The sequence below is a fragment of the Bacillus sp. 05T21 genome (assembly GCF_056396785.1).
The window spans coordinates 77,944-104,297 of record NZ_JBFTMD010000009.1 but is presented as its reverse complement, the minus strand read 5'-3'; the positions used below and the strand labels follow the sequence as shown (position 1 = coordinate 104,297).

Here is a 26,354-nt window from a genome sequence, read left to right as displayed (position 1 = left end):
ACTAGCCTATAGTTTGACTGAAGATGTATAAGTTATCAACATGTCTGTTAGTACATCTCTAAGCAATTCCGGCATATAATATTGTTTGTCAGAAAGTGTGGATAGCTCTGGGTATAAGTATCCGAATGTAAACATATCAATCGTTCCTACCGTATATATCCGGTCTAATTCCAGCGATTCGCCGTTAATCAATACATCTTCTAGTAAAATTTTATTCCCTGGAATCGTATCTGGAATCACTTCCAAACCATCGTAAATCATTTTCCCCATTACTTTTCCACGAAATCCGAATCCTTTCACCTCAAGATTCTCCATATTCGGGCGGCGCGCTTTCAAAATAACTTCTCTTAACGTTTTCCCTGGTACTTTTAACAGACATGGATTAATGGGATGTGGACAAATCCGATGAATATCTCCGCGCGTCACAACACCTTCATTTAATCCCTCAAGAAGTACACCAGCATTCACCATCCCAACATCCGCATTACACCACTCTTTAAGTGCACTTGCCAACATATGAGAAAACGTCGTCTCCTTAAACCAATCAACCGGCAATGATTCTTTTAAATGAACGACAGGCTCAGCCATTATCTGTTTACTTTCTTCCTTTAGCATTTCAATTGTGGATAACGGCTCGCTATAAGCACCTAACCGTTCTGTCTTAATCGCTCTACCGTCTTTTTTCAACAGTCTCTTCGTCTCTTTATCCACAGTAAGCTGAACGTGACCAACGTAATGTCCCCACTTTTCACAACAGCAAAGCAAAGTATTATCCACAAGAACACCGCGCTCAAATAAATGATGCGTATGTGCCCCTAAAATAACATCTATATCATAATGCTCCGCCATATACTCATCCATACTTTTTCCAAGATGAGAAAGCACAACAGTAATATGAGCTGTATCCTTAACTTCTTCTAAAATAGACTCTAAATGGATGATCGGATCTTCAATATGCCAGTCTAACATATGATAAAACTCTGGATAAGCTACCGTTAATCCAATAAAGGCAATCGTAATCCCATCTGTCGTTGTATGTAATTTATAAGGCTGCGCCCACGCCGGACGTACACCTTCTTTTTCAAATAAATTCGCTACGAGCACCTCAAATCCAGCATCATCATATAGACGATTCAAATGCTCTTTCGCCAATGTAATTCCTTCATTATTTCCGATCGTTACATAATCATATAACGCCTCATTTAATAATTTTGTATTCCCAAGTCCATTTGTCGCTTCCGAAATACTATGAAAACGATCCACATGATCGCCAATATCCACAGTTAAAACAGTCTCTCCCGCTTCCTGTCTTCGCCTTTTCTCCCCTAGTACAAACCGAGAAATTTGCGGCCAATTTTCAAAATGACTATGTATATCGTTTGTATGATAAAGGTGGATGATTGTTTCTTTATTTATATTCAGAGAAAAAACCTCCTCTCAGTTCCTTACTGCCATTTACGCTATACGTACGCAATAATCCTGTAAATACTTTTCGTCTTTTCTTGCTATTCTACATTGTACTCGCATTATAAGAAAAAGCCAAAGATTGCCCTTTTAATATGGAAAACTTTATATTACTTTTTCTAGTCTGTTGATTAGTTTGAGGGGGAGAATTTTTCGAGAGGTTTAGCGAGCAATGCAGCGGATTTGTCAGTATCTTTGTCTTACTTCCATTGTCTTACTTTGTCGACAAATCGATATTCCTTGTCGAACCGCTGATATATTGAAATAATCGCCGATATATTCCGAGTTGTGGTCGATATATTTCATTAAACACCCACCCGGGTATCTTACAGTCGAACCCGAATATACAACATAAAAAGCGCCCTGCTATGCAGGGCGCTTTCTTCATACATATATTAACCAATAGAACCTTCCATCTCAAACTTGATTAGACGGTTCATTTCAACTGCGTATTCCATTGGAAGTTCGCGAGTGAATGGCTCGATGAAGCCCATTACGATCATTTCTGTAGCTTCTTGCTCAGAAATACCGCGGCTCATTAGGTAGAATAATTGTTCTTCTGATACTTTAGATACTTTCGCTTCGTGCTCAAGTGAAACGTAATCGTTTTTGATTTCGTTGTAAGGAATTGTATCAGATGTAGATTGGTTATCCATGATTAACGTGTCACACTCGATGTTAGAGCGAGAGTTTTTCGCTTTTGGTCCGAATTGTACGATACCACGGTAAGTTACTTTACCACCATGCTTCGCAATCGATTTAGAAACGATTGTTGAAGACGTGTTTGGTGCTAAGTGAATCATTTTCGCACCAGCATCTTGGTGTTGGCCTTTACCAGCAATCGCGATAGATAATGTTAAACCACGAGCGCCTTCGCCTTTTAAGATAACTGCTGGGTATTTCATCGTTAATTTAGATCCGATGTTACCGTCAATCCATTCCATCGTTGCGTTTTCTTCACAAACCGCACGTTTTGTAACTAGGTTGTATACGTTGTTCGCCCAGTTTTGGATTGTTGTATAACGGCAATATGCATCTTTTTTAATGATGATTTCTACTACCGCACTATGAAGTGAGTTAGTCGTGTAAACAGGTGCTGTACAACCTTCTACGTAGTGTACGTGTGCGCCTTCGTCTACGATGATAAGCGTACGCTCGAATTGTCCCATATTTTCAGAGTTAATACGGAAATACGCTTGAAGTGGTGTATCAACTTTAATACCTTTTGGAACGTAGATGAATGATCCACCAGACCAAACTGCAGAGTTTAATGCAGAGAATTTGTTGTCTGTTGGTGGGATTACTTTTCCGAAATGCTCACGGAAAATATCTTCGTTCTCTTTTAATGCGCTATCTGTATCTTTGAATACGACTCCTAGATCTTCTAGGTCTTCTTTCATGTTGTGGTATACAACTTCAGATTCGTACTGTGCAGATACACCAGCTAAATATTTTTGCTCAGCTTCAGGAATACCTAATTTATCAAATGTCGCTTTAATTTCCTCAGGTACTTCATCCCAAGACTTCTCAGATTTCTCAGATGGTTTTACGTAGTACGTAATTTCATCGAAATCTAAGTCGTTTAAGTCGCCGCCCCATTGTGGCATTGGCATTTCATAGAACTTATCCAGTGATTTTAAACGGAAGTCTAACATCCACTGTGGTTCTTCTTTCATACGTGAAATCTCTTCAACGATTTCTTTTGTTAAACCGCGTCCAGCACGGAAAATCGAAACGTCTTTATCCTTGAAACCATATTTATAATCGCCGATATCTGGCAGTTGCTTCGCCATGTTGGTGTGTCCCTCCTTATATAACCTCGTTTTTAGGAACCTTTAACATTACTTATCTTCGTTTAAGCCCTTTTCTAACGCTTTCCACGCTAATGTTGCACATTTAATACGTGCCGGGAACTTGCATACGCCTTGTAATGCTTCAATATCTCCTAAATCAATGCTGTCATCATACTCTTTTCCTAGCATCATGTCAGAGAAAATTTTAGAAAGCTTAAGGGCCTCTTCAATTTTCTTTCCTTTTACTGCTTGTGTCATCATTGAAGCTGAAGACATTGAAATTGAACATCCTTCACCTTCAAACTTCGCTTCTTGTACAATACCCTCTTCTACTTTCATCGTAAGTTGAATACGATCGCCACAAGTTGGATTGTTCAAGTTAACGGTAACACTATCTTCTAACACGCCATGGTTACGAGGATTTTTATAATGATCCATAATAACTTGACGATATAACGTATCTAAATTATTAAATGACATTTGTGAAATACTCCTTTGTCTTGATTAGTGATTCAACAAATGTATCAATTTCTTCTTTTGTATTATATAAATAGAAGCTCGCACGTGCTGTAGAAGAAGCTTTTAGCCACTTCATAAGCGGTTGTGCACAGTGATGTCCTGCGCGAACCGCAATGCCTTCTACATCTAATACAGTTGCTACATCGTGAGGATGTACGTCTTCAATATTAAATGTAACTAGACCAGCGCGATGCTTTGGACCATAAATTGTAACGCCATCTACTTCTGATAGTCTCTCTAAAGCGTATTGCGCTAATTCATGTTCATGCTTTTCAATATTATGAAGACCGATTTCTTCTAGGAAATCAATTGCCGCACCAAGTCCGATTGCATTACCGATAATCGGTGTACCTGCTTCGAACTTCCACGGAAGCTCTTTCCAAGTAGACTCTTGTAAGTCTACGAAATCAATCATTTCACCACCAAATTCAATTGGTTCCATATTGTTTAGCAATTCTTTCTTACCATATAATACGCCGACACCTGTTGGTCCGCACATCTTATGAGCAGATAATGCGTAGAAATCACAGTTTAAATCTTGTACATCCACTTTCATATGAGGTGCACTTTGTGCTCCATCAACGATCATGATTGCACCGTTTTCATGTGCGATTGCTCCGATTTCTTTTACAGGGTTAATCGTTCCAAGTACGTTAGAAACGTGCATGATAGAAACGATTTTTGTATTCGGTGTAACTGTTTGACGAACATCTTCTAAAGAAATTGTACCGTCTAGTTGAAGCGGAAGGTATTTTAAAGTTGCACCAGTTTTCTTCGCAACTTGTTGCCACGGAATGATGTTACTATGGTGCTCCATGTAAGAGATGACGATTTCATCGCCTTCTTTTACATTATCAAGGCCATAGCTAGCTGCTACTGTATTTAATGCAGTTGTCGTTCCGCGCGTGAAAATAATCTCTTCCATTGATTTCGCATTAATAAACTTGCGAACTTTCTCACGTGCACCTTCATACGCATCGGTAGCTTTCGTACCGAGCGTATGAACACCGCGATGCACGTTAGAATTATATTCTTTATAATAACGTTCTAACGTTTCAATGACTTGAATTGGTTTTTGAGAAGTTGCTGCACTATCGAAATATACAAGTTGTTTGCCGTTCACTTTTTGATCAAGAATTGGAAACTGTTTGCGTATTTCATGAATATTCATTAGCGAACTTTCCTTTCAATTACCTCAACAAGCTGTGCCTTTACTCCTTCAATTGGAAGCTCATTTACTACAGGTGCTAAGAATCCATGGATGACTAAACGTTCTGCTTCGCGTTTTGGAATACCACGGCTCATCAAGTAGTATAATTGGTACGGATCTACGCGACCTACTGAAGCTGCGTGACCTGCCATTACATCATCTTCATCGATTAAAAGAATTGGGTTTGCATCACCGCGAGCTTTCTCATCTAACATAAGAACGCGAGAAGATTGTTGTGCATTTGATTTAGATGCACCGTGTTCAATCTTACCAATTCCGTTAAAGATAGATGTTGCACTATCTTTTTGTACACCGTGTTTTAAAATCCAACCTTCAGAGTGTTTACCGAAGTGAACAACTTTAGTTGTAAAGTTTTGTGTTTGGTTACCACGACCAATTGTTACTGTTTTTGTATCAGCATATGATCCGTCGCCCATTAAATTCGTAACGTTCTCTGAAATTGTGTTTCCGTCATTCATAAGGCCTAGAGCCCAATCAATGCGGCCGTCGCGTCCAACAATACCGCGGCGGTTAACGTAAGTTGTTACGTCTTTTGCTAATAGATCAACCGCACCGAATTTCACTTGTGCGCCTTGTTCCACGATTACTTCTGCTACGATATTTGCAATACCTTTAGCATTTTCATTTGCAACGTAGTTTTCTACATATGTTGCAGTACTGTTCGCATCAGCTACGAATAATACGTGGTTATATACGTTAGCTTCTTCGCCGTCTACTAAGAATACAGCTTGAAGTGGAGTTTCAAGAACAACGTTTTTCGGAACATATACGAATGCACCGCCGTTGATTAATGCAGCATGAAGTGCAGTTAGACGATGCTCGTCTACTTTCACGCCGTCTTTCATTAAGTACTTTTGTACTAATTCAGCATGCTCTGTTGCAGCTGTTACGATGTCTGTAAAAATAACACCTTTTTCTTTTGCTTCGTCTGCTAAAGAAACGAAAGCAGTTGTACCAGTACGTTGTACTAATACGCTGTTATTTTCATCGATTAAGTTTTTCACTGCTTCTGGAAGCTCTGTTAAAGAACTTACAGGCTCTTGCTTAGCAGCGTCGCCTTTTCCGATAAAGTCCCATTTTTCAATTTTCGTTTTATCAGGCGTTGGCATTGGAAGTTCAGTTGCTTGTGCAAGAGCTTGTAAGCGGAACTCAGTCAACCAAGCAGCTTCGTTTACTTCGCTTGCGCGCTGACGGATTGTTTCTTGATCGAAAGGTAATGTACCGATTGTCATGTTTATGCTCCTCTCTTACGCTTCTTGCTCTGCTGTTTCGTCTTCAATACCTAATTCTTTTTTAATCCAGTCGTAACCTTCAGCTTCTAGACGTTGTGCAAGCTCAGGGCCACCAGATTTAACGATACGACCGTTCATCATAACGTGAACGAAGTCTGGAGTGATGTAGTTTAATAAACGTTGGTAATGCGTAATCATTAGGCAGCCGAACTCTTCGCCGCGCATTTGGTTAATACCTTTAGATACAACTTTTAATGCATCGATATCAAGACCTGAGTCGATTTCATCTAAGATTGCGATTTTTGGCTCAATCATCATTAATTGAAGAATTTCGTTACGTTTTTTCTCTCCACCAGAGAAACCTTCGTTTAAGTAACGTTGTGCCATTTCTGGATCCATTTCTAGGAATTCCATGTTTTTATCTAAAGTACGGATAAATTTCATAAGAGAAATTTCATCGCCTTCTTCACGACGTGCATTAATTGCAGAACGTAAGAAGTCCGCGTTTGTTACTCCGCTAATCTCACTTGGATATTGCATTGCTAAAAATAGACCTGCTAGCGCACGCTCATCTACTTCCATTTCTAATACATCTTCACCGTCGATGATGATGCTACCTTCTGTTACTTCATACTTTGGGTGACCCATAATCGCAGAAGATAAAGTTGATTTACCTGTTCCGTTAGGTCCCATAATTGCGTGGATTTCTCCACCTTTTACTTCAAGGTTTACACCTTTTAAAATTTCTTTGCCGTCGATTGATACGTGTAAGTCTTTAACCGTTAATGTAGAACCAGCCATCTCAATACCTCCATTAATCCTCTATATACATTTTAAAAATTACTAAAACGTTCATATTCTCATTTTATTCTCATTCTAATCTTATAGCAAATAAAATGATATCGCAAACACTAAGAAAATGTAACAATTTTTTCACAAATGTATATAAGTATTTCCTTTACATCCTCTTATGATACACCTTTCTTCTTATATATATAAAGAAAAAAGGACTGGGTTATTCCCAGCCCTTTCCAGCACCTATTCGTTCACAGGAAGTACAGCACCTTTATATTCTTTGTTAATAAAATCTTGAATTTCTTTTGAATGTAGCACTTCTACTAGCTCTTTAATTTCTTTTTTCTTCTCGTCACCTTTACGAACTGCGATAATATTTGCGTAAGGAGAGTCTGATCCTTCAATTGCGATTGCATCCTTTGTTGGATTTAATTTCGCATCAATTGCGTAGTTTGAATTAATAAATAAAGCATCACCTTCATTGTTTTCGTACAGCTTCGGTGAAAGTCCAGGTTCTACATCTGTTTTAAACTTTAAATTTTTCGGATTTTCTACAACATCTTTTACTGTCGCTTTAACAACATCTACACCGTCTTTTAATTTAATAACGCCGCCTTTTTGTAACAACGCTAACATACGACCACGCTCAGCTACGTTATTACTCATAATAACCGTTCCTCCATCTGGAAGCTCTTTTAAGCTTTTATATTTCTTAGAATAAATGCCCATTGGCTCTAAATGAATTTTTCCTGCATTTACAATTTTGTATCCTTTTTCTTGAATCTCTTTATCTAAATAAGGGATATGTTGAAAATAATTTGCATCGATTTCTTTATCAGCTAATGCCTTATTTGGTAAAACATAATCCTGGAATTTTTTTATCTCTAACTTAATGCCCTTTTTCTCTAATATTGGCTGTGCCTTTTCTAAAATAACAGCGTGCGGTATATTAGAAGCGCCAACGACAAGCTTATTCTCATCTTTCCCCCCGCAAGCAGCTAATGTAAATACAGACAGTGCTGTAACAACTGACAATATAATCTTTTTCATATGATGTCCCTCTTCTCCCCTATAGTTATGTAGTTATAAAAAGAGCCAGCATACACCAGCCCTTTTTCCGCAATTATTCTTTTACAGGAACAACTGCCCCTTTATATTCTTTAGTAATAAAGTCTTCAATTTCTTTAGAATGCAGTACTTCTATAAGAGCTTTAATCTCTTTTTTATCTTTATCGCCTTTACGAACAGCTACTACGTTTGCGTATGGAGAATCATCGCCTTCAATTGCAATCGCGTCTTTTTCTGGGTTTAATTTCGCATCAATTGCATAGTTAGAATTAATTAGAACAGCGTCGCCTTCTTTATTGTTATACACTTGTGGCAATAGACCCGGCTCGATATCTGTTTTGAATTTTAAGTTTTTCGGATTATCCGCAATATCTTTTGGAGTTGCTTTAACTGGCTCTACTCCGTCTTTAATTTTTAAAATGCCTTCTTTTTGTAAAATTGCTAAACCACGACCATGATCAGTAACAGAATTACTCATAATAATTGTCGCCCCGTTTGGAAGTTCTTTTAAGCTCTTATATTTTTGAGAATACACACCAATCGGTTCTAAATGAACTTTTCCTGCTATTTCAAAGTCATATTTTTTATCTTTAATTTCCTTTTCTAAATACGGAATGTGCTGGAAGTAGTTCGCATCTAATTCTTTATCTGCTAACGATTTATTCGGTAACACGTAGTCTTGGAATTTTTTAATTTCTAACTCAATTCCTTTTTTCTCAAGTAACGGTTTTGCCTTTTCTAAAATTTCAGCGTGCGGTACGTTAGAAGCACCAACAACAAGTTTTTTTTCATCTTTATCTTTCCCGCCACAAGCAGCTAACCCAAAAATTGAAGTTGAAATAAGTGCTGTAAGTAATAATTTTTTCATTTGAAATATCCCCCTGTTTTCATTATCTTTTATCTATTCGAGTCGTTAAACTATCACCAATCCACTGAATTAAAAATACAACGAGTAATACACAAATTGTCGCAACGATTGTTACATCGTTATTTCCACGCTGGAATCCCTCTAAGTAAGCAAGTGTTCCAAGACCACCAGCACCAACAACACCTGCCATTGCTGTATAGCCCACTAAAGCAATAGTCGTAACCGTAATACCAGATACTAACGCTGGTAACGATTCTGGAATTAACACCTTCAAAATAATTGTGCTTGTTTTTGCTCCCATCGCTTTTGAAGCTTCAATTACACCTTTATCAATTTCACGAAGTGCGATTTCAACCATTCTCGCGTAAAATGGTGCCGCTCCAATAATTAAAGCTGGTAGCGCTGCACTCGCTCCGAGAATTGTTCCAAGAAGAATCTTTGTGAATGGGATTAATAAAATAATTAAAATGATGAACGGTATAGAACGGAAAATGTTTACGAACGCTCCAATCACCGTATTAATCGCTTTATTTTCCCATAAATTATCTTTCGCTGTCATAAAGAGTAATAATCCTAAAATAAGTCCTAAAACAAATGTGGCAAGCGCTGCGATTGCCGTCATATATAACGTTTCACCAGTTGCTTCTAACATTTGATTCCAATCAATATTTGCGATTAACTTATCCATGTGCAATCACCTCCAGCTCTACTTGATCTTGATGAATCCCTTCTATTGCTTGCTGGATCGCTGTTTCTTCACCATTTAAATGAACGACTAAACTTCCGTAAGAGCCGTTATTCGTTTGCGCGATATTTCCTTGCAAAATGCTAACTTCTATATCACCGCGCTGCATTAACCTTTGAAGTACCGGTCTTTCTACCGCTTCACCGACAAACTGCAAACGAATTACTTTTCCATCTGGATACTTTTCTATTAAACTTTCAATCGTTTCATTCGTATCTTCAGAATCAGTTAACTGCTGTACAAATCGTTTTGTAATGTCTTGCTGTGGATTACGGAATACGTCAAGTACTGGACCCGTTTCTACGATCTTCCCTTTCTCCATTACAGCAACTCGATTACAAATTTTGCGAATAACGTGCATCTCATGCGTAATCAATACAATTGTTAAGCCGAGACGCTTATTAATATCTAACAATAAATCTAAAATTTGATCCGTCGTTTCCGGATCAAGAGCTGACGTTGCTTCATCACATAAAAGTACTTGTGGATTATTTGCTAACGCTCTTGCAATCCCGACGCGCTGCTTTTGTCCACCACTTAGCTGAGATGGGTACGCGTCTCCTCTTCCTTCTAATCCAACAAGATGAATTAACTCATCGACACGTTTTCTTCTCTCCGCCTTATCGACACCTGCAATTTCAAGTGGGAATGCGATATTTTCACGCACAGTTCGTGACCAAAGTAAGTTGAAATGCTGAAAAATCATTCCGATTTCTTGTCTTGCCTTACGAAGTTCATTTCCAGTAATCGCTGAAATCACACGATTCGCAATTGTAATTTGGCCAGAAGTTGGTTTCTCTAACTGATTAAACAATCTAATTAACGAACTTTTCCCAGCGCCACTATATCCAATAACACCAAATATTTCACCCTTATCTACTTTTAAGTTGGCGTTATCTACAGCAGTGACATCACCGCTTTTTGCCTTATATATTTTCTTTACATTTTCTAATAAAATCATGATGTTCACCCCTTTTTTGATTAAAAAGCGTAAGCGGCTCGTTTAGAACAAGAGGACGTTGGAATCCCAGACGTAGAGGCGCTTTTTGCCTCATAGGAAGGGATGAAACGACCGACTGTTCTAGCCGCTGGAGCTGGATTTCATAAAACTTTGGATAGACTCCGCAATTTTTTTATTTTTGATGCGTGTAGTCCATCGTTATAGCTCCTCTTATTATTTGAATGTCCTCCGCATTCAAACGACAAAAAACCTTTCCGCTTCTAGAGAAGCAGAAAGGTTTATATGCGTATATAACAACATTATCCCTCTCTCTCATCTCTCAAAGCATTTGCTTTGCAGGAATTGGCACCATTTCAACATAAGTTGACGGTTGCCGGGCTTCACAGGGCACAGTCCCTCCACCTCTCTTAATAAGAGAAATCAGATTAAATTTTCGTCTGATTTAAAATTTATGAAATTGTCTATATTTTATGAATTGAATTGTATCAATATCCACACGCTCTGTCAACAGAAATTTTCGTAAAAAAAGAAACTTCAGAATTTTAAGCTCCGACTGACATCGGTTTACATATATGAAACATCGATTCAACTAATAACATCGTTCGATACGTTCCAGAATATTGTACCCGTCCATCACTCATTAACTTTTGCAACCTCATATTTCCAGTCACTAATTTTTGTACATCCTCTTCCTCTAAACAAACGATTTGTTCCGTTCCTCTCGCCTCTTTCAAAAGTTCTATATAATCTCTTGAAATTTGTAACGAACAGCATTCATCTCCAAAACGAAAATTAACAGTTCTTTCTCCTTGCCTTAAAAGCGGTTCTAAATGATATTGACCATTAGCGTAATTTACAAATGATTGAAGCAAAGAATATAATTTCATCCTAAACCACATCCCTCATATCACTTTCTATTACATACCATTCCCTCTTATTAAAGGGCAATCCTGTTATTTTCGCTCGACAAATACTGTATCTATCACGCATGTCGACATATTTCCCAAGAAATATGTCGAGGCGGCAAAAACTTTGCCGCCTACTTTAATTCCGTATATAAATATTCAACCGAATGAAATGCATATATTTTCTTCATCAGTGTCCCATTTTCAAAAATAAGTAAACACGGTACACTTTCTATCCCATACTCTTTCGCTAAATGCGGGGCATAATTTAAATCTAACATTCCAATTTTCAAATCTTCAATCGTCATCTCAACGACCGTTAACATCTTCTTTGCCAATTGGCATGTTCCACACATTGGTGTATACACATATAACACTGTTTTTTCTTCATTTCCTATTAGGGCTGTAGCTTCGGCACCTGTCCAATCAATCACTTCTATCATTCCTTACCGTAAATATTCTGTATAAACGTCAATGTCTGCTCCCCATAATACATTTGCTAAATGTGAAGAAGGCGCAGTCGCCACCTCGCGATACGAGCGATCAATATAAATATGCTCTGCTTGCGGAAATTCTTTTCGGAATTGTTTCCTTAACTTTTCTCCTGCATCATCAGCATCCACTAGCACATATACGTCCTTATCAAAAAATTGATCAATGAGCTCATCCATTTTCGACAAACCAATTGTACCATTTGTACAAACAATTTCCACTGGTTCACGAATAATAGATTCAATCTTTCTTCTATCCGATTTACCTTCTACAATAATGACTTTTTCCACATAAATCATATGTCATCACCCGATCACCATATACTATACAACCTTTAACTTAGTATATAGTATATTCGTTATTTTCATGTTGTTTCCTGTTTATTTTTGCAAAAGAAAAGCGCAAGCGGCTTGCTCAGATTGTGAGGGGGATGGAGCTTCTGACGTAAAGGCGCTTTTTGCCTTGTAGGAAGAAGCGAAGCCACCGAACAATCTAGCCGCTGGAGCTGGACAATAAAGAAAAGCGGAACCGACTGTTTAGCCCTGTTGGCTAAGGTTCTTTCGTACAGAAGACGCTTTTTTGTCTTCTCGTACGGAAGGTTCTTAGACATGAAGGGCTAGGAGGTGGAACTAGACAATGAAAAGCGCAAGCCGCTCGCTCAGAACAAGAGGGCATTGGAACTCCTGAACTAGAGGCGCTCTTTGCCTCAAGTAAAGGAGTGAAATGACCGACTGTTCTAGCCGCTGGAGCTGGATCACAACGAAAAGCGCAAGCCGCTCGCTCAGCATGAAGCCTCCATGAAAAAAGTTTTTCAAAAACGTTCTCCTACATAATAATTAATATATATGTTTTTAAATTCATTATGTACACAACATAAAAAAGGACAGCACAAAGGCTGTCCTTTTTCTTCGACTATAATTAGTCTTGGTTTGTCATTTCTGCATATTTTTCTGCAGTTAATAACTTCTCAACTTGGCTTGCATCAGAAAGTTCAACTTTAACCATCCATGCACCCTCGTATGGAGATTCGTTAACTAGTTCTGGTTGGTCACTTAATTCTTCGTTTACTGCTACAACTTTACCACTTACAGGTGCGTATAATTCAGAAACTGTTTTAACAGATTCTACGCTTCCGAATGGCTCGTCAGCTTGGATTGTTGCACCTACTTCAGGAAGTTCAACGAATACGATATCGCCTAACTCACCTTGCGCAAAATGAGTAATACCGATAACAACCGCATTACCTTCTGTTTTTACCCATTCGTGTTCTTCAGAGTAACGTAAATTATTTGGAATGCTCATGACTGTACCTCCAGTGAATGTATTAATTATGTAAAAATACCTTATTGGTACTTTTTCCACACACTTTCAAACTGCTCTTCGTTAAAACCAAGTGTTACACTCGTTCCATCTGTTACAATTGGACGTTTAATCAACATGCCATCAGATGCTAAAAGCTCATACATTTCGTCTTCGCTTGCATCCTTTAACTTATCTTTTAAACCAAGTTCGCGGTAACGCATTCCACTTGTATTAAAGAATTTTTTTAATGGTAATTCACTTTTCTCATGTAAATTACGTAAATCTTCTTTTGACGGTGGATTTTCAACAATATGAATCATCTCATATGCTACATCGTTTGCCTCAAACCATTTCTTTGCTTTTTGACATGTGCCACATTTTGGATATGAATAAAATGTTACTGTCATAAATTCACCTACTTTTTTACTAACCTTTACCTTTATCATATAGAAAACATTTTATTATTTCAAACGATTATTCGCTAAACTTTTACTTATTTCGTGATAATTTTTAATAATCCTGCTAATTTTTCTTATTTTTCCGCCATTTATTAAGAAAAAATAAATATATAATTTTTTAAAATTTTTTTCTCATCCCACGCCGAACATATATCTTAAACAAACGTTTGATTAATTTCATATTTTTCTACCTCAACCTTCGGAATACGTAGATTCTTTTATACCGAACATATACCTTAAACAAACGTTTGATTAATTTCATGTTTTTCTACCCCAACCTTTGGAATACATGAATTCTTCCATACCGAACATACCTCTTAAACAAACGTTTGATTAATTTCATGTTTTTCTATATCACCTTTGGAATACATGATTTTCTATACCGAACATATATCTTAAACAAACGTTTATCCCGCATTAACGGGCAGTAAGACTCCCACCTCGAAATTCGGCAAATGCGAGGAAGTTAGGTGGGAGATAACTGCCCGTAAAAGCCCGATTGGTGCGGGCTAATAATCAGTGGGGGGATGGACAGACACCCCCCCACTGATTAAAGTTTCACTTTATTTAAAAAATAAGAAGTCCTTTTACAGGCTCCTTCATCATCGACTTAAATAGTCCGAAATGGTTTGAAATACTACTATATACATATTATGAATACTTTCTTCTGTATTTCCACCATTCGATAAACCTACTCCCCATTGTTGCCCTTCGCCACTTCCAATATTTGCAAAACCTTGCGCATACATAGCATTTACATCTTTTGGTGCACTGTTATACTCTATATTTTTTGTAATAAAAGTCGAATATGATTTATCTTGTAAGCCAATAAAAAACACTGGTTTCTTTAACGATAAAAATAAATCTTTATACTGCTCTTTCGAAGCTTCTTGAAAGTGCTCTTTCATTATTAGAAAACCATCTACTGCTCCAGATTCCTTTTTCAGTTCTTCTAACTTCACTTTTTCAAACTTTATATTTCTAAACGTATCTTTCGGCTTTTCACCAACAACTCCAATTACGAGTGCTCTCCCGTTGTATTCTAATTTCTCTCCTTCTTTATCCTTTGCACACCCAGTACTCACTAGGCATAACAATATAAAAACTAAGAAATAAAATGAACGCTTCATATAGCACCCTCCCCCTCTTTTAAGTCAAGTGACAAAAATGTAAGGTGAATTCAAGAAAATGTAAGTAAAATCGATAGCCCAATTGGATTTTCTATATTATAATCAATTGAATTTATTTACATTACTAAAACATAGGAGATTATCATGAAGAAATTTAAACTTTCATCTCTTCTTCCGTTAAGTTATATACTTCTACTCGTACTCGTAAGTCCCCTTTACGATGTATTAAATAAATCTACTGTTCACGCAGTAGATGTCACAACTGTAGTAGATGATTGGATTCCATTTGTGAAAGCATTTATTATTCCTTACTTACTTTGGTTTCCATACTTATACGGTGCACTTATTTATTACTGTTTTGCTGATCGAAAGCAATATTATGTCACTTTAAGTAGTGTAATTCTTGGAAAACTTGCTTGTTTTTCGATTTATTTTTTTTGGCAGACAACTGTACCACGCCCAACCGTCGTTGGAACAGATGTATTTTCCGAACTAGTCCGCTATATTTATAGTATTGATCATCCAGTAAACTGCTTCCCAAGCATTCATGTCCTTACGACATTTGTAATTATGTTAGCTGCCTTTAAGCGTAGAGAACAGCATACTTTGGAATATTACATCCTTACTTTCTTCGGTACGCTTATTATTTTATCAACATTATTTACGAAGCAGCATGCATTTGTAGACGCCATTTCTGGAATGACGCTTGCAAGCGTACTTTACTTTGGCGTTCAGTTGTTATTAGCAAAAGAAACCGTACGTGTTCCAGTAAAACAAAATCAAAAAATGTAAAAAGCAGACTGTGGCTTCAGTCTGCTTTTCTCTATATTAAGGAGATTTTCAAATTAAGATTGTGGTACAGTCATATCACCAGAATGAATACGACCTGCCTTTTTAAGAGCAATGTAAAGTATATAAGAAACAGCTACTGGAATGATGATATAAGTGATTACCATCGCTGGGACAACTTCCCACCCTTGGCTGGAAATTAAATTAATTGGTGCGATAAGAGAGCTTAATCCAAGACCTGCAATTTCTTTTCCTGCTTCCAGTTGGAAAATTAGTGCCGATACTGGGCCAACTATTGCACTGGCGACGACAGTTGGGACGAGAATCATTGGATTTTTAGTAATGTTCGGTAACTGCACTTTTGGAGTACAAAGTGCCTGAGCTAATATGCCGCCTAAGTTATTTTCTTTCGCTGAAATAACAGAGAATCCGATAAATTGAGCAACACATCCTGCAAGTGCTGCACCGCCTGCAACACCGTCTAAGCTAAGCGCTATCGCTAACGCAGCTGATGAAGCTGGAGAAATAAGTAACAATCCCCAAACTACAGCAATCACGATAGAAGCGATAAACGGGCTACCAGCTGAACTATCTTTAATGAATGCTCCAACTGTATTTAAAACTGGGCTAATATTTTGAGCTAACCAAATACCGACTAAACCAGAACCTAATATTGCTGCAAATGGAACGAGCATCATATCTAAAGCAGTTTTTCCGCTTAATCGTTTACCAATATAAACTGCTAAAGTCGCTGTTAATAATGCACCGATTGGTTCACCTGTTTTAATGATGAGACCAGCTTCAGTAATTGAAATTGAACCAGCTCCAATTGCTCCAGCTACCATCGCTGAGAAAATTACGAGTCCGTTTGCACCGAGCATAAAGGCAATCCCGGCTCCAATTGCTGGTGCCATAAGTGATTTTGCAACAATTCCGATTGTAATAAGTAATGGGATATCAACAATTCTTCCTATATTTTCGATCAGTAAACCAATTCCAAGGGATACGAAAATACCCTGTGCGATTCCGGCTGAAGCTTTAAACACACGAGACATTATATATTCCTTCATTTGTTTCACCTTCTCCTATAATTTAGTAACCAATTGTTTTCATATAATCGCGTAAAACATCGTTTGATTTTGCAAAGCGACTTTCTTCATCTTCTGATAAGTTTAGTTCTACCACTTCTCTTATACCATCTCTAGTAATAATTGCTGGTACTCCTGTACAAATATCGTATTCGCCATATTCACCATCTAAAATGGCTGAAACAGCGATAACACGGTGATCATCATTGAAAATTGAGCGAGCAATATAAGCTAAAGAATTTCCGATTCCGTAATAAGTAGTTCCTTTGCGCTTATAAATTTCCCATCCAGCTTTTGCAGTCTTCTCAACGATTTCATCTAAATCTATTTCACCTAAGCGTTCTTTTTGTTCCTCTAAAATTTGCAGAATTGATTTTCCACCAACAGTTACGTGAGACCAAGCAACCATTTGAGAATCACCATGTTCTCCTAATGAATACCCATGAATACTACGAGGATCTACATGTAACATTTCAGATAAAATTGTTCTTAAGCGAGAAGAATCTAATGATGTACCAGTACCTATCACACGATTTCTAGGTAATCCAGATAATTTCCACACTTGATATGTAATAATATCAACTGGGTTCGATGCGAGTAAGAAAATACCATCAAATCCACTTTCCATTACGCCGCCAACAATGCTTTCCATAATCTTTGCACTTGCTCCTAAAGTGTCTAAACGGCTTTGTCCAGGTTTTGGCGCTGGTCCTGCTGTAATAATTACAATGTCCATATCTTTGCAGTCTTCATAACTTCCTGCATATACTTTTGTTCTTGTATTTGTAAAGTTAATGCAATGTGATAAATCCATCGCTTCTCCAACTGCTCGTTCATGATTTATATCAATTAATAATAATTCTTCACATATGCCTTGATTCACAATTGAATACGCACAGCTCGATCCAACTAATCCAGTACCAATAATTGCAATTTTTCTTGTGTTTCTATTCATAGCAATCTCTCCTAATCGATCATGTAATCTATTTCTTTTGTTCTTTACACTCCTAATTATAAAGATTCCCACGATAGAAACCATGGATACTTTGTGAAACATTGAACAAACTTTTGTCCTTTTTGTGAATTGTTATATTCAATTTTCGTCATATTTGTTACAACTGAAAAAATATTTTTTATGTATTTATTGACATATACCAAACAAAAAAACGAGCGAATCCATTCGCTCGTTTCATTCATCACACTATTCCGCACTTAATTGACTTTTTAATTGCTGTACAATCATTGGATTAGCAGGTGCTGCCGGTTTGTAATAACTCTTTTGCTTTGCGTATTCATACATATTACGTTGACGCATCTCATCTTGATTACGAATTTGAATTAACGTTTGATGTAACTGTTCATTATCAGACTGAGAAATATAATTTGCATAACTTGTTAAACTTGAATTTAACCCTGCTAAATAATCATTTACCATATCTTTTTCATTCATTTCTCTCTTCCTCCTATCCTAGAAAAGTCATTAATTGTTGTTTCGTATTTCGTGCATCTTGTGCATCCTTCTCAAGCATTTGCTTTAGCTGTGGGTCCGTACAAGCCTGTGCATACTGTTCCAATTTGTTAATAATCGTCGCATGTCCACCAATTAAATGACGTAAGTTTTCTACTTCAAGCTCTGTTAAATTTTGCATATAACATACCCGCCTTTCTTTGTTCATTCATCATTAGTATTTGGTTCTTTTTGGATTGTATTCATTAACTTTTCCCATATATAAACAAAATAAAAGATGAATAGCTAGGCCATTCATCTTTTCTGCTAAATATTCATTCAAATTTATAAAGAAACAATCATACTTATACTCACAAGTAGGTTCCATACAATATGTAAAATGATGCTAGGTACAATAGATTGTGTTTTCTTATATAACATAGCAAATACAATCCCCATAATCATTGCCGTAATCGGAAAACCACCATGAAGAATCCCAAAGATGAAGGAAGAAATAATAGTACCAACTAGAAAACTATATTTCTTTTCAAAAAATCGATACAAAATACCTCTATATAAAATTTCTTCTTTAATTGGTGTAATTATAGCAACACTTAACACATATATAATACTTTGTAGACTATTTTGAAGTCCTAAGCTCCCTAATTGATCTCGTTGCTGCTCTGCACTTTCAAAGCTAAACAACTCTAACATTACATACTGAGTTAATGCAATGATGATAAAACCTATTAATAAATACAAGTAGGTTTTCCCATTTTTTAAAACAGATACATCCCAAATGTTCTTAATAAAATGAAGCACTGGTTTATAAGCAAATAAAACAATAGTAACAACAGCTGCATCAAATAGAAGTAAATAATATCCCTCTAAATTAGCACGTAATACCTCTTCTCCAAAAATTCCAAGGGCTAAAGCAAGAAATAATCCCCCTAAGAGTGAGAACCCTAGAATGCTTGCAATCGTTACAACTAGATTTTTATATGTTATGTTATCTACTTTTCTTTCTGCATTATACGCGTCTAACACTGTTTTTCTCATACTATTCCTCCATTTGTTTTCATTCCCTTAACGAAAAACCTTTAATGTAAATATATAGATAATATAACAATTTTTTTCAAAAAGAATAATATGCAATTTTACATATCATGAAAGCTTTGTATTATATAGTTTTTTGAATTAGATTACTATAGAATAATTATTAGATGAAATTCCAAAAATTTCTTATCTATCCACCATAACCCTCGCATCATATAAAACTTACTAATTGAAGGAGAAATGAACATGAAAACACATGACTTCCTTACAGAAATCCAGAAGGGCCCTGAACCTAATCCCTATCAAGACCCTATCGCATTTATTTTCGTTTGCTTTTCCTTAGCCATATACACATTTTTCAAACCTGCAAGATAATATCATCTAGCAAAAAGAGCCTCAAAATTATTTGAGGCTCTTTCTAGTTAAATTCCTTTCTGCTTCTTCAATCGCTAGTTTCATGCGTAGCAAAGGATCTTTAATCATCTTTCCGTGCCCTGTCGCCAATATAGATGGTTTATATTCCAGCAATTTTTGAGCGCTTGCCAAGGCAGTTTCTGCATCCCAAGTCCCAAACACAGGAAACGGAAAGAGCCACTTTATTTGTCCTGCGACCGCCACTCCTCCTTTAGTTTGAAACGCATCTCCAACAATTAGTGCATCGTTCCTCGTATCTAAAAACGCCATTGAACCTGGTGTATGACCTGGAGTCTCAATCGCTAAAAGAGAACCAATTTGATCACCCTCTTGAAGAAGAATATCTGGAATCGTCTTTATCTTTTTGGACACACCCACTTTTATCGGTGTGTTTCGTTCTCCATTTTGCAGTGCCATATCTCCTTCAAGTAAATGAGCATCTCTTTTAGAAATATAAACCGTAACATCCGGCAGCTCGTGTTTTATCGCATCAAGTGCTCCTATATGGTCATCATGCGCATGTGTAATAACAATATTCGTAATCGGTTTCCCTATTTTTCGAGCCGATTCTAAAATCTTCATTGCACAAAATGGTAAAGCTGCATCAATTAAATTTAATCCTGTTTCTTCTTCAACAAAATAACAGTTAATCGGAAATAAACGTGGTAAAAATGCGATTTGATGAACTGTTCCTACTTTTATTACCTTCATCTCCTTTACCTCCATTAAAAAAATCCGTTTACAAATACATATGTAAAACAGCCCTTCTCAAGAATCCATAGATAAAAAAACCAGCAGCCACAAGGCTACTGGTTCCCGCTGTTCTATTAAACTGTGTAACGCTCATCTTCTAAAATTTTTGCAGCGATTTCACGTTTCTTCGGAATTACGTTAAGTGGTGTGTGGCGAGTTAATTTACGTAATGATGATAACATCATGCGCAGCATGTCGCCGTTTTCAACTGCGATAAGTGTTTCTTTCGCATCTGCTTCGATTTCGTTGAATGCTTCTTGGCAGAATACTTCAGTGTATAACACTTTTTGTTTATTCTTTTCAAGACCAGTTGTTTTAATTGCTTTTTCTGTACGAAGAAGAGCTGATTCCATTGCGTAAAGATTGCTTACGATGTCAGCGATATTCACAAGAATTTCTTGCTCTTTATCTAATGCTTTACCGTATTTTTGAGCAGCTAATCCAGCTACCATTAAGCCGATTTTCTTCGCGTTAGTTACTAAATATTTTTGAAGTGCTAATGGCTCATCGCCTACTTCTTCTGGCATCATCATCATTAACTCTTCTTGTAATTTTTGTGCTTTTTGAAGAAGTGGTAATTCACCTTTCATCGCTTTACGTAAGAACGTACCTGGTACGATTAGGCGGTTAATTTCGTTCGTTCCTTCGAAAATACGGTTAATACGAGAATCGCGGTACATTCTTTCAATCTCGTACTCTGCCATAAATCCGTAACCACCATGAATTTGAACACCTTCATCTACTGTATAATCTAGTACTTCAGAACCGAATACTTTATTTAAAGAGCACTCGATTGCATATTCAGCGATAGAAGCTGCTACTGCTTTACCGTCCTTTACTTCTTCTTCAGATAATGTGCTCATGCGGCTTTCGAATAAACCTACTGTACGATATACAGAGCTTTCAGCTGCATATGTTTTCGCTGCCATATTCGCAAGTTTCTCTTGAATTAATGGGAAGCGAGCGATTGGTTGTTTGAATTGTTGACGTTGATTTGCATATTGTGCTGAAATTTCTACTGCACGTTTCGCAGATCCAACTGTACCAACACCTAATTTATAACGACCGATATTTAAAATGTTGAACGCAATAATATGACCTTTACCGATTTCACCAAGTAAGTTTTCTTTCGGTACTAACGCATCTTCTAAAATTAACGTACGAGTTGAAGAACATTTAATACCCATTTTCTTCTCTTCAGGGCTTGTAGATACACCAGCGTAGTCTTTCTCTACGATAAATGCTGAGAAGTGCTCACCGTCTATTTTTGCGTATACGATAAATACGTCAGCAAATGCAGAGTTTGTAATCCATTGTTTTTCACCATTTAATACGTAATGCGTACCTTCTGCATTTAAACGTGCAGTTGTTTTTGCACCTAATGCGTCAGATCCTGAACCTGGCTCAGTTAATGCGTATGCAGCTAATTTTTCACCAGTTGCAAGTAGTGGTAAATATTTTTTCTTTTGCTCTTCGTTACCGAATAATACGATTGGTAAAGATCCGATACCAACGTGAGCACCGTGAGTGATTGCAAAACCACCAGCGCGCGAGAATTTCTCTGCGATTAACGCTGAGCTTACTTTATCAAGACCAATTCCGCCGTACTCTTCTGGTACGTCAGCGCCTAGTAAACCAAGTTCACCAGCTTCTTTTAAAAGACGCACAGAACGATCAAATTCGTGTTGCTCTAAATATTCAAGCTCTGGAAGAACTTCATTTACGATAAAGTCCTCTGTCGTTTTTGCAATCATTTTATGCTCAGATGAAAAATCTTCTGGCGTAAACACTTGATCAATTGTAATTTCCTCTACTAAAAAGCTACCGCCTTTAACCGCATTTCCTACTGTTTTTTCCATAAAAATTTCCTCCTTCATATTTTCATAAGCCGCTTCTCTCATTTTGAAAGAAGCTGGCTCTCATTTTTTTATAAACCTTTGTTGCTTCCATTCTTTGCTTTAGCGCCCGCACATTCTGAGCGAGCCGCTTCCACTTTTTTTATATAATCCAGTTCCAGCGGCTAGAATGTTCGATGGCTTCACTTCTTCCTATGAGGCAAAAAGCGCCTCTACGTCTGAAGCTCCATCCCCCTCACATTCTGAGCGAGCCGCTTCCACTTTTTTTATAATCCAGTTCCGGTGGCTAGAACAGTCGGTCGTTTCACCCCTTCCTGTGAGGCAAACAGCGCCTCTTCGTCAGGGCTTCCAACGCCCTCCTGTTCTGAGCAAGCCACCTGCACTTTTTTTATAGTAATTCAAATACTCCCGCTGCTCCCATTCCGCCACCGATACACATTGTTACGATACCGAATTGTTGGTTGCGACGTTTCATTTCGTGAATAAGAGATAGTGTTAGTTTTGCTCCTGTACAGCCAAGTGGATGTCCAAGTGCGATTGCACCGCCGTTTACGTTTACTTTTTCTTCATCTAGACCAAGTTCACGAATAACTTGGATAGATTGAGAAGCGAATGCTTCATTTAGTTCAAATAGACCGATATCAGATAGCTCTAAACCAGCTAATTTTAACGCTTTCGGAATTGCAGCAATTGGGCCGATTCCCATTACTTCTGGTGGTACTCCAGCTACTGCGAATGAACGGAATTTTGCAAGTGGCTTCATGCCATCGCTCACTGCTTTTTCACGATCCATTAATAGTACAGATGCTGCACCGTCACTCATTTGTGAAGAGTTACCAGCCGTTACAGAACCGCGAACGTTAAATGCTGGACGTAATTTACCTAAAATGTCTAGCGTCGTCTCTGCTCTTACACCTTCGTCTTGTGCGAAAATGATTGTTTCTTCTTGCAGTTTGTTGTTTGATCCAACAGTACGTAATGTTACATCTACAGATACTGTTTCATCAGCAAAGTTCCCTGCAGCTAATGCTTTCGCAGCACGTTGATGACTTCTTACAGCAAATGCATCTTGTTCTTCACGAGAAATTCCATATTTCACAGCAACTTGCTCTGCTGTATGCCCCATACCCATATAATATTCTGGTGCTGCTTCTACAAGGCGACTATTCGGACGAACAACGTGCCCCATCATTGGAACTAAACTCATTGATTCCGCTCCGCCTGATAATACAGCTTCAGAGTGACCAAGCATAATACGCTCTGCTCCGTAAGCGATACTTTGTAAACCTGAAGAACAGTAACGGTTAATTGTAATAGCTGGAACATCGTAAGAAAGTCCTGCTAGCCCACCGATATTACGAGCCATATTTAAACCTTGCTCTGCTTCTGGCATCGCACAACCGAAAATTAAATCATCAATTGGTCCTTCATAATTCGCACGCTTTAACGTTTCTTTTACTACTAACGCCCCTAGATCGTCAGGACGAACTGTTTTTAATGAACCCCTCTTTGCTTTTCCAATTGGTGTTCTTGCTCCCGCAACAATGACAGCTTCTCTCATGAACGATATCTCCCCTCGTTATTAGTTACGTAATGGTTTTCCTTTTACAAGCATGTGCTGCATTCTTGCTTGTGATTTCATCTCACTTACTAAGCTAATAAATGCTTCACGTTCTACATCTAATAAATACTGCTCATCAACTTCTGTTCCGTACGGCACTTTTCCGCCCGCAATGACATATGCCAGTTTCTTCGCAATGTGCAGATCATGTTCAGAAATGTAACCTGATAAATGCATTGCCTCTGCACCAAGTACAAGCGCTGCATATCCTGTCTCACCAACAACTGGTATCTTTTTGCGGATAGGTGCTTTATAACCTGCTTCATATAAAGAAAGTGCTTTTTGTTTCGCATCATATAGTAAGTGATCACCATTCACACTAATACCGTCTTTATCGCCTAAGAAGTTGTTCGATACAGCTTCTTGTGCTGATGTAGAAACTTTCGCCATCGCTACAGATTCGAATACTTTATTCGCAACTTTTTGTAAGTCGAATTCTACACCGTTTGCCATTTTGTTTAAGTGTTTAATGTATAACTCTTTGTTACCGCCTCCGCCAGGGATTAAGCCAACTCCTACTTCTACTAAGCCCATATAAGTCTCACTAGAAGCTTGAATGCTCGCAGCTGGTAAGCAAACTTCTGTACCGCCGCCAAGCGTCATACCATATGGCGCCGCTACAACTGGCTTAGAAGAGTACTTAATTTTCGTCATTGCATCTTGGAAGTTTTTCACAACCCACTCAATTTCAAAGTAGTTGTCGTCTTGTGCTTCCATTAAGATCATTGCAAGGTTCGCACCAACGCAGAAGTTCTTCGATTGGTTTCCGATAACGAGACCTTTATAATTTTTCTCTACTTCATCAACAGCGTAGTTAATCATTTGCGTAATATCCATACCGATTGCATTGCTCTTCGAATGGAATTCTAAGCAAAGGATACCATCGCCTAAATCAATTAAGCTCGCTCCGCTATTTTTCTTTAACACACCGTTTTTCTCTTTTAACTGCTTAAGAGAAATTGCTTTTTTGTTACGTTCGATTAGCTTATATTCACCATTGTCGTAATAGTAGCTATCGCCGTTATCATGTTTATAGAAAGTAGTGAAACCTTTCTCTACCATTTCTTTCACCCAAGTAGGAACAACTGCGCCGTTTTCTTCCATCTTTTGAACAGACTTTTCAACGCCGATTGCATCCCAAATTTCGAATGGTCCTTGCTCCCATCCGAAGCCCCATTTCATCGCTTGGTCAATTGCAACGATATCATCAGCAATTTCTTTATGAAGTTTTGCAGAGTATAAAAGAGTTGGTGTAATGATGTTCCATAACAACTCTCCTGCACGGTCTTTCGCGTATACAAGCGCTTTCAATTTATTCGCTAATCCTTTTTCTTGTTTACTTAACTCTACGGATGCAGCTTTTAATTTTTTGCGCGCTTCGTATTCCATCGTTTCAGGGTTTAATTCTAAAATTTCTTTTCCTTGTTTTAAGAAGAAGCCTTGACCTGTTTTGCTTCCAAGCCATTTTTTATCAAGCATGTCATGCATAAAAGCAGGTACTTTAAATACGTCGCGCTCTTCTTCTTGTACATTTTCATATACGTTATTTGCAACGTGTACAAATGTATCTAAACCAACAACATCTAATGTACGGAACGTTGCGCTCTTCGGACGACCAATTAATGGACCTGTTACAGAGTCAACTTCTCCAATGCTATAGCCACGCTTAATCATTTCTTGAAGCGTTACAAGCAATCCATACGTACCGATGCGGTTTCCAATAAAGTTTGGTGTGTCTTTTGCGATAACAACGCCTTTTCCAAGAACGTCTTCGCCAAATAGTTTCATGAAGCTTAATACTTGTGGATCAGTTTCTTTCGTCGGTATTACCTCTAGAAGTTTTAAATATCGTGGTGGGTTAAAAAAGTGTGTTCCTAAGAAGTGTTTCTGGAAGTCGTCTGAACGACCCTCTGCCATTTTTTCAACGGAAATGCCTGATGTATTTGAGCTCACAATTGAGCCTGGTTTACGAACAGCATCTACTTTTTCAAATAGTTTCTTCTTTATATCTAAGTTTTCAACTACTACTTCAATAATCCAATCTACATCAGCTAGACGCTCAAGATCATCTTCTAAGTTACCTGCTTCAATCAGTGCTAAATTTCCTTTCACTGTCAGAGGAGCTGGTTTTTGCTTTAATAGTTTTTGCACAGCCGTATTACTAAAACGATTTCTCACACTTTTATGTTCTAATGTAAGTCCCTTCGCCTCTTCTTCTTTCGTAAGCGCAGGTGGTACAATATCAAGCAATAATGTCGGAATACCAATATTAGCTAAGTGTGCCGCAATCCCTGAACCCATTACGCCTGAACCTAGAACAGCAGCCTTTTTAATTTGGAACATCCATTTCTCCCCCTATTCTTGAAT

The 26,354-nt window shown here is 37.7% G+C and carries 26 protein-coding genes and 1 riboswitch; of the genes, 1 reads left to right on the top strand and 25 read right to left on the bottom strand.

All coding sequences use genetic code 11. The annotated features are described in order from the left end of the window. Window positions 1–6 precede the first annotated feature (6 nt). The 16 genes from AC1DKZ_RS17635 to AC1DKZ_RS17560 form a co-directional block, all read right to left on the bottom strand. Window positions 7–1,398, bottom strand: a complete 1,392-nt coding sequence (locus AC1DKZ_RS17635; protein ID WP_080118319.1) for a bifunctional metallophosphatase/5'-nucleotidase — start codon at window positions 1,396–1,398, stop codon at window positions 7–9. Window positions 1,399–1,859: 461 nt separating this feature from the next. Continuing rightward, on the bottom strand, window positions 1,860–3,257 hold the full coding sequence (sufB, locus tag AC1DKZ_RS17630; protein ID WP_002015928.1) for a Fe-S cluster assembly protein SufB: 1,398 nt from the start codon (window positions 3,255–3,257) through the stop codon (window positions 1,860–1,862). Window positions 3,258–3,305: 48 nt separating this feature from the next. Next, entirely contained in the window at window positions 3,306–3,737 is a 432-nt protein-coding gene (gene sufU, locus AC1DKZ_RS17625; protein WP_002089369.1) for a Fe-S cluster assembly sulfur transfer protein SufU, read from the bottom strand. After that, window positions 3,727–4,947 (bottom strand): cysteine desulfurase SufS, encoded by a 1,221-nt coding sequence (gene sufS, locus AC1DKZ_RS17620; protein ID WP_002015930.1) that lies wholly within the window; start codon window positions 4,945–4,947, stop codon window positions 3,727–3,729. Before sufS ends, sufU begins: the two co-directional genes overlap by 11 nt. Next, window positions 4,947–6,239 (bottom strand): Fe-S cluster assembly protein SufD, encoded by a 1,293-nt coding sequence (gene sufD / locus AC1DKZ_RS17615; protein WP_002089372.1) that lies wholly within the window; start codon window positions 6,237–6,239, stop codon window positions 4,947–4,949. The genes sufS and sufD overlap by 1 nt, the downstream gene beginning before the upstream one ends. Window positions 6,240–6,254: 15 nt before the next feature. Then, complete coding sequence (sufC, locus tag AC1DKZ_RS17610; RefSeq protein ID WP_002034576.1) at window positions 6,255–7,040, bottom strand: Fe-S cluster assembly ATPase SufC; 786 nt, start codon at window positions 7,038–7,040, stop codon at window positions 6,255–6,257. Window positions 7,041–7,277: 237 nt separating this feature from the next. Continuing rightward, on the bottom strand, window positions 7,278–8,084 hold the full coding sequence (metQ, locus tag AC1DKZ_RS17605; protein WP_085312709.1) for a methionine ABC transporter substrate-binding lipoprotein MetQ: 807 nt from the start codon (window positions 8,082–8,084) through the stop codon (window positions 7,278–7,280). Between the two features lie 73 nt (window positions 8,085–8,157). Then, window positions 8,158–8,970 carry a methionine ABC transporter substrate-binding lipoprotein MetQ gene (gene metQ, locus AC1DKZ_RS17600; RefSeq protein WP_060749346.1) on the bottom strand — a complete coding sequence of 271 codons (813 nt, stop codon included), beginning with the start codon at window positions 8,968–8,970 and terminating at the stop codon, window positions 8,158–8,160. 22 nt (window positions 8,971–8,992) lie between these two features. Next, the gene (locus AC1DKZ_RS17595) at window positions 8,993–9,658 is read right to left on the bottom strand and encodes a methionine ABC transporter permease (protein WP_002129754.1); all 666 of its coding nucleotides are present in this window, start codon (window positions 9,656–9,658) and stop codon (window positions 8,993–8,995) included. Further along, window positions 9,651–10,676: a methionine ABC transporter ATP-binding protein gene (locus AC1DKZ_RS17590; protein ID WP_002015938.1), complete on the bottom strand. Its 1,026-nt coding sequence runs from the start codon at window positions 10,674–10,676 to the stop codon at window positions 9,651–9,653. The genes AC1DKZ_RS17595 and AC1DKZ_RS17590 overlap by 8 nt, the downstream gene beginning before the upstream one ends. Before the next feature lie 309 nt (window positions 10,677–10,985). After that, window positions 10,986–11,093, bottom strand: a riboswitch (SAM riboswitch). 125 nt (window positions 11,094–11,218) lie between these two features. After that, on the bottom strand, window positions 11,219–11,563 hold the full coding sequence (locus AC1DKZ_RS17585) for a hypothetical protein (protein ID WP_002015939.1): 345 nt from the start codon (window positions 11,561–11,563) through the stop codon (window positions 11,219–11,221). A gap of 152 nt (window positions 11,564–11,715) precedes the next feature. Continuing rightward, on the bottom strand, window positions 11,716–12,024 hold the full coding sequence (locus tag AC1DKZ_RS17580; RefSeq protein ID WP_002015940.1) for a thioredoxin family protein: 309 nt from the start codon (window positions 12,022–12,024) through the stop codon (window positions 11,716–11,718). A 3-nt stretch (window positions 12,025–12,027) separates the two neighbouring features. Beyond that, window positions 12,028–12,372, bottom strand: a complete 345-nt coding sequence (locus tag AC1DKZ_RS17575) for a toprim domain-containing protein (RefSeq protein WP_000640865.1) — start codon at window positions 12,370–12,372, stop codon at window positions 12,028–12,030. A 619-nt stretch (window positions 12,373–12,991) separates the two neighbouring features. After that, entirely contained in the window at window positions 12,992–13,375 is a 384-nt protein-coding gene (gcvH, locus tag AC1DKZ_RS17570) for a glycine cleavage system protein GcvH (protein WP_000026895.1), read from the bottom strand. Window positions 13,376–13,416: 41 nt separating this feature from the next. Then, window positions 13,417–13,782: an arsenate reductase family protein gene (locus AC1DKZ_RS17565; RefSeq protein WP_002129756.1), complete on the bottom strand. Its 366-nt coding sequence runs from the start codon at window positions 13,780–13,782 to the stop codon at window positions 13,417–13,419. A 653-nt stretch (window positions 13,783–14,435) separates the two neighbouring features. Further along, window positions 14,436–14,963 carry a hypothetical protein gene (locus AC1DKZ_RS17560; RefSeq protein WP_002191092.1) on the bottom strand — a complete coding sequence of 176 codons (528 nt, stop codon included), beginning with the start codon at window positions 14,961–14,963 and terminating at the stop codon, window positions 14,436–14,438. A 144-nt stretch (window positions 14,964–15,107) separates the two neighbouring features. Here AC1DKZ_RS17560 and AC1DKZ_RS17555 point away from each other — a divergent pair, with 144 nt between their 5' ends. After that, a complete protein-coding gene (locus AC1DKZ_RS17555) occupies window positions 15,108–15,755 on the top strand; it encodes a phosphatase PAP2 family protein (protein ID WP_002129758.1) in 648 nt (215 codons plus the stop codon). Between the two features lie 53 nt (window positions 15,756–15,808). On the opposite strand, the gene AC1DKZ_RS17550 is transcribed toward AC1DKZ_RS17555, so the two are convergent. The 9 genes from AC1DKZ_RS17550 to AC1DKZ_RS17510 form a co-directional block, all read right to left on the bottom strand. Further along, a complete protein-coding gene (locus AC1DKZ_RS17550) occupies window positions 15,809–16,822 on the bottom strand; it encodes a PTS sugar transporter subunit IIC (protein WP_476996743.1) in 1,014 nt (337 codons plus the stop codon). Between the two features lie 22 nt (window positions 16,823–16,844). Beyond that, window positions 16,845–17,795, bottom strand: coding sequence for an L-lactate dehydrogenase (locus tag AC1DKZ_RS17545; protein ID WP_002139268.1), 951 nt, complete (start codon window positions 17,793–17,795; stop codon window positions 16,845–16,847). A gap of 246 nt (window positions 17,796–18,041) precedes the next feature. Then, a complete protein-coding gene (locus AC1DKZ_RS17540; RefSeq protein ID WP_002015950.1) occupies window positions 18,042–18,290 on the bottom strand; it encodes a spore coat protein in 249 nt (82 codons plus the stop codon). Window positions 18,291–18,303: 13 nt separating this feature from the next. Continuing rightward, window positions 18,304–18,489 carry a hypothetical protein gene (locus tag AC1DKZ_RS17535; RefSeq protein WP_002089398.1) on the bottom strand — a complete coding sequence of 62 codons (186 nt, stop codon included), beginning with the start codon at window positions 18,487–18,489 and terminating at the stop codon, window positions 18,304–18,306. A gap of 143 nt (window positions 18,490–18,632) precedes the next feature. Further along, window positions 18,633–19,346 carry a lysostaphin resistance A-like protein gene (locus AC1DKZ_RS17530; RefSeq protein ID WP_476996742.1) on the bottom strand — a complete coding sequence of 238 codons (714 nt, stop codon included), beginning with the start codon at window positions 19,344–19,346 and terminating at the stop codon, window positions 18,633–18,635. Between the two features lie 399 nt (window positions 19,347–19,745). After that, window positions 19,746–20,468: an MBL fold metallo-hydrolase gene (locus tag AC1DKZ_RS17525; RefSeq protein WP_476996741.1), complete on the bottom strand. Its 723-nt coding sequence runs from the start codon at window positions 20,466–20,468 to the stop codon at window positions 19,746–19,748. A 116-nt stretch (window positions 20,469–20,584) separates the two neighbouring features. Further along, window positions 20,585–22,369, bottom strand: a complete 1,785-nt coding sequence (locus AC1DKZ_RS17520) for an acyl-CoA dehydrogenase family protein (protein WP_170972678.1) — start codon at window positions 22,367–22,369, stop codon at window positions 20,585–20,587. Between the two features lie 385 nt (window positions 22,370–22,754). Continuing rightward, window positions 22,755–23,927, bottom strand: a complete 1,173-nt coding sequence (locus AC1DKZ_RS17515; protein WP_001206343.1) for an acetyl-CoA C-acetyltransferase — start codon at window positions 23,925–23,927, stop codon at window positions 22,755–22,757. A 21-nt stretch (window positions 23,928–23,948) separates the two neighbouring features. Then, on the bottom strand, window positions 23,949–26,330 hold the full coding sequence (locus tag AC1DKZ_RS17510; RefSeq protein WP_404441936.1) for a 3-hydroxyacyl-CoA dehydrogenase/enoyl-CoA hydratase family protein: 2,382 nt from the start codon (window positions 26,328–26,330) through the stop codon (window positions 23,949–23,951). Window positions 26,331–26,354 lie beyond the last annotated feature (24 nt).

Bases quoted from the DNA above. Each gene is read 5' to 3' on its own strand.
- sufB (WP_002015928.1), bottom strand. From the start codon at position 3,257: ATGGCGAAGCAACTGCCAGATATCGGCGATTATAAATATGGTTTCAAG.
- sufU (WP_002089369.1), bottom strand. From the start codon at position 3,737: ATGTCATTTAATAATTTAGATACGTTATATCGTCAAGTTATTATGGAT.
- sufS (WP_002015930.1), bottom strand. From the start codon at position 4,947: ATGAATATTCATGAAATACGCAAACAGTTTCCAATTCTTGATCAAAAA.
- sufD (WP_002089372.1), bottom strand. From the start codon at position 6,239: ATGACAATCGGTACATTACCTTTCGATCAAGAAACAATCCGTCAGCGC.
- sufC (WP_002034576.1), bottom strand. From the start codon at position 7,040: ATGGCTGGTTCTACATTAACGGTTAAAGACTTACACGTATCAATCGAC.
- metQ (WP_085312709.1), bottom strand. From the start codon at position 8,084: ATGAAAAAGATTATATTGTCAGTTGTTACAGCACTGTCTGTATTTACA.
- metQ (WP_060749346.1), bottom strand. From the start codon at position 8,970: ATGAAAAAATTATTACTTACAGCACTTATTTCAACTTCAATTTTTGGG.
- AC1DKZ_RS17595 (WP_002129754.1), bottom strand. From the start codon at position 9,658: ATGGATAAGTTAATCGCAAATATTGATTGGAATCAAATGTTAGAAGCA.
- AC1DKZ_RS17590 (WP_002015938.1), bottom strand. From the start codon at position 10,676: ATGATTTTATTAGAAAATGTAAAGAAAATATATAAGGCAAAAAGCGGT.
- AC1DKZ_RS17585 (WP_002015939.1), bottom strand. From the start codon at position 11,563: ATGAAATTATATTCTTTGCTTCAATCATTTGTAAATTACGCTAATGGT.
- AC1DKZ_RS17580 (WP_002015940.1), bottom strand. From the start codon at position 12,024: ATGATAGAAGTGATTGATTGGACAGGTGCCGAAGCTACAGCCCTAATA.
- AC1DKZ_RS17575 (WP_000640865.1), bottom strand. From the start codon at position 12,372: ATGATTTATGTGGAAAAAGTCATTATTGTAGAAGGTAAATCGGATAGA.
- gcvH (WP_000026895.1), bottom strand. From the start codon at position 13,375: ATGAGCATTCCAAATAATTTACGTTACTCTGAAGAACACGAATGGGTA.
- AC1DKZ_RS17565 (WP_002129756.1), bottom strand. From the start codon at position 13,782: ATGACAGTAACATTTTATTCATATCCAAAATGTGGCACATGTCAAAAA.
- AC1DKZ_RS17560 (WP_002191092.1), bottom strand. From the start codon at position 14,963: ATGAAGCGTTCATTTTATTTCTTAGTTTTTATATTGTTATGCCTAGTG.
- AC1DKZ_RS17555 (WP_002129758.1), top strand. From the start codon at position 15,108: ATGAAGAAATTTAAACTTTCATCTCTTCTTCCGTTAAGTTATATACTT.
- AC1DKZ_RS17550 (WP_476996743.1), bottom strand. From the start codon at position 16,822: ATGAAGGAATATATAATGTCTCGTGTGTTTAAAGCTTCAGCCGGAATC.
- AC1DKZ_RS17545 (WP_002139268.1), bottom strand. From the start codon at position 17,795: ATGAATAGAAACACAAGAAAAATTGCAATTATTGGTACTGGATTAGTT.
- AC1DKZ_RS17540 (WP_002015950.1), bottom strand. From the start codon at position 18,290: ATGAATGAAAAAGATATGGTAAATGATTATTTAGCAGGGTTAAATTCA.
- AC1DKZ_RS17535 (WP_002089398.1), bottom strand. From the start codon at position 18,489: ATGCAAAATTTAACAGAGCTTGAAGTAGAAAACTTACGTCATTTAATT.
- AC1DKZ_RS17530 (WP_476996742.1), bottom strand. From the start codon at position 19,346: ATGAGAAAAACAGTGTTAGACGCGTATAATGCAGAAAGAAAAGTAGAT.
- AC1DKZ_RS17525 (WP_476996741.1), bottom strand. From the start codon at position 20,468: ATGAAGGTAATAAAAGTAGGAACAGTTCATCAAATCGCATTTTTACCA.
- AC1DKZ_RS17520 (WP_170972678.1), bottom strand. From the start codon at position 22,369: ATGGAAAAAACAGTAGGAAATGCGGTTAAAGGCGGTAGCTTTTTAGTA.
- AC1DKZ_RS17515 (WP_001206343.1), bottom strand. From the start codon at position 23,927: ATGAGAGAAGCTGTCATTGTTGCGGGAGCAAGAACACCAATTGGAAAA.
- AC1DKZ_RS17510 (WP_404441936.1), bottom strand. From the start codon at position 26,330: ATGTTCCAAATTAAAAAGGCTGCTGTTCTAGGTTCAGGCGTAATGGGT.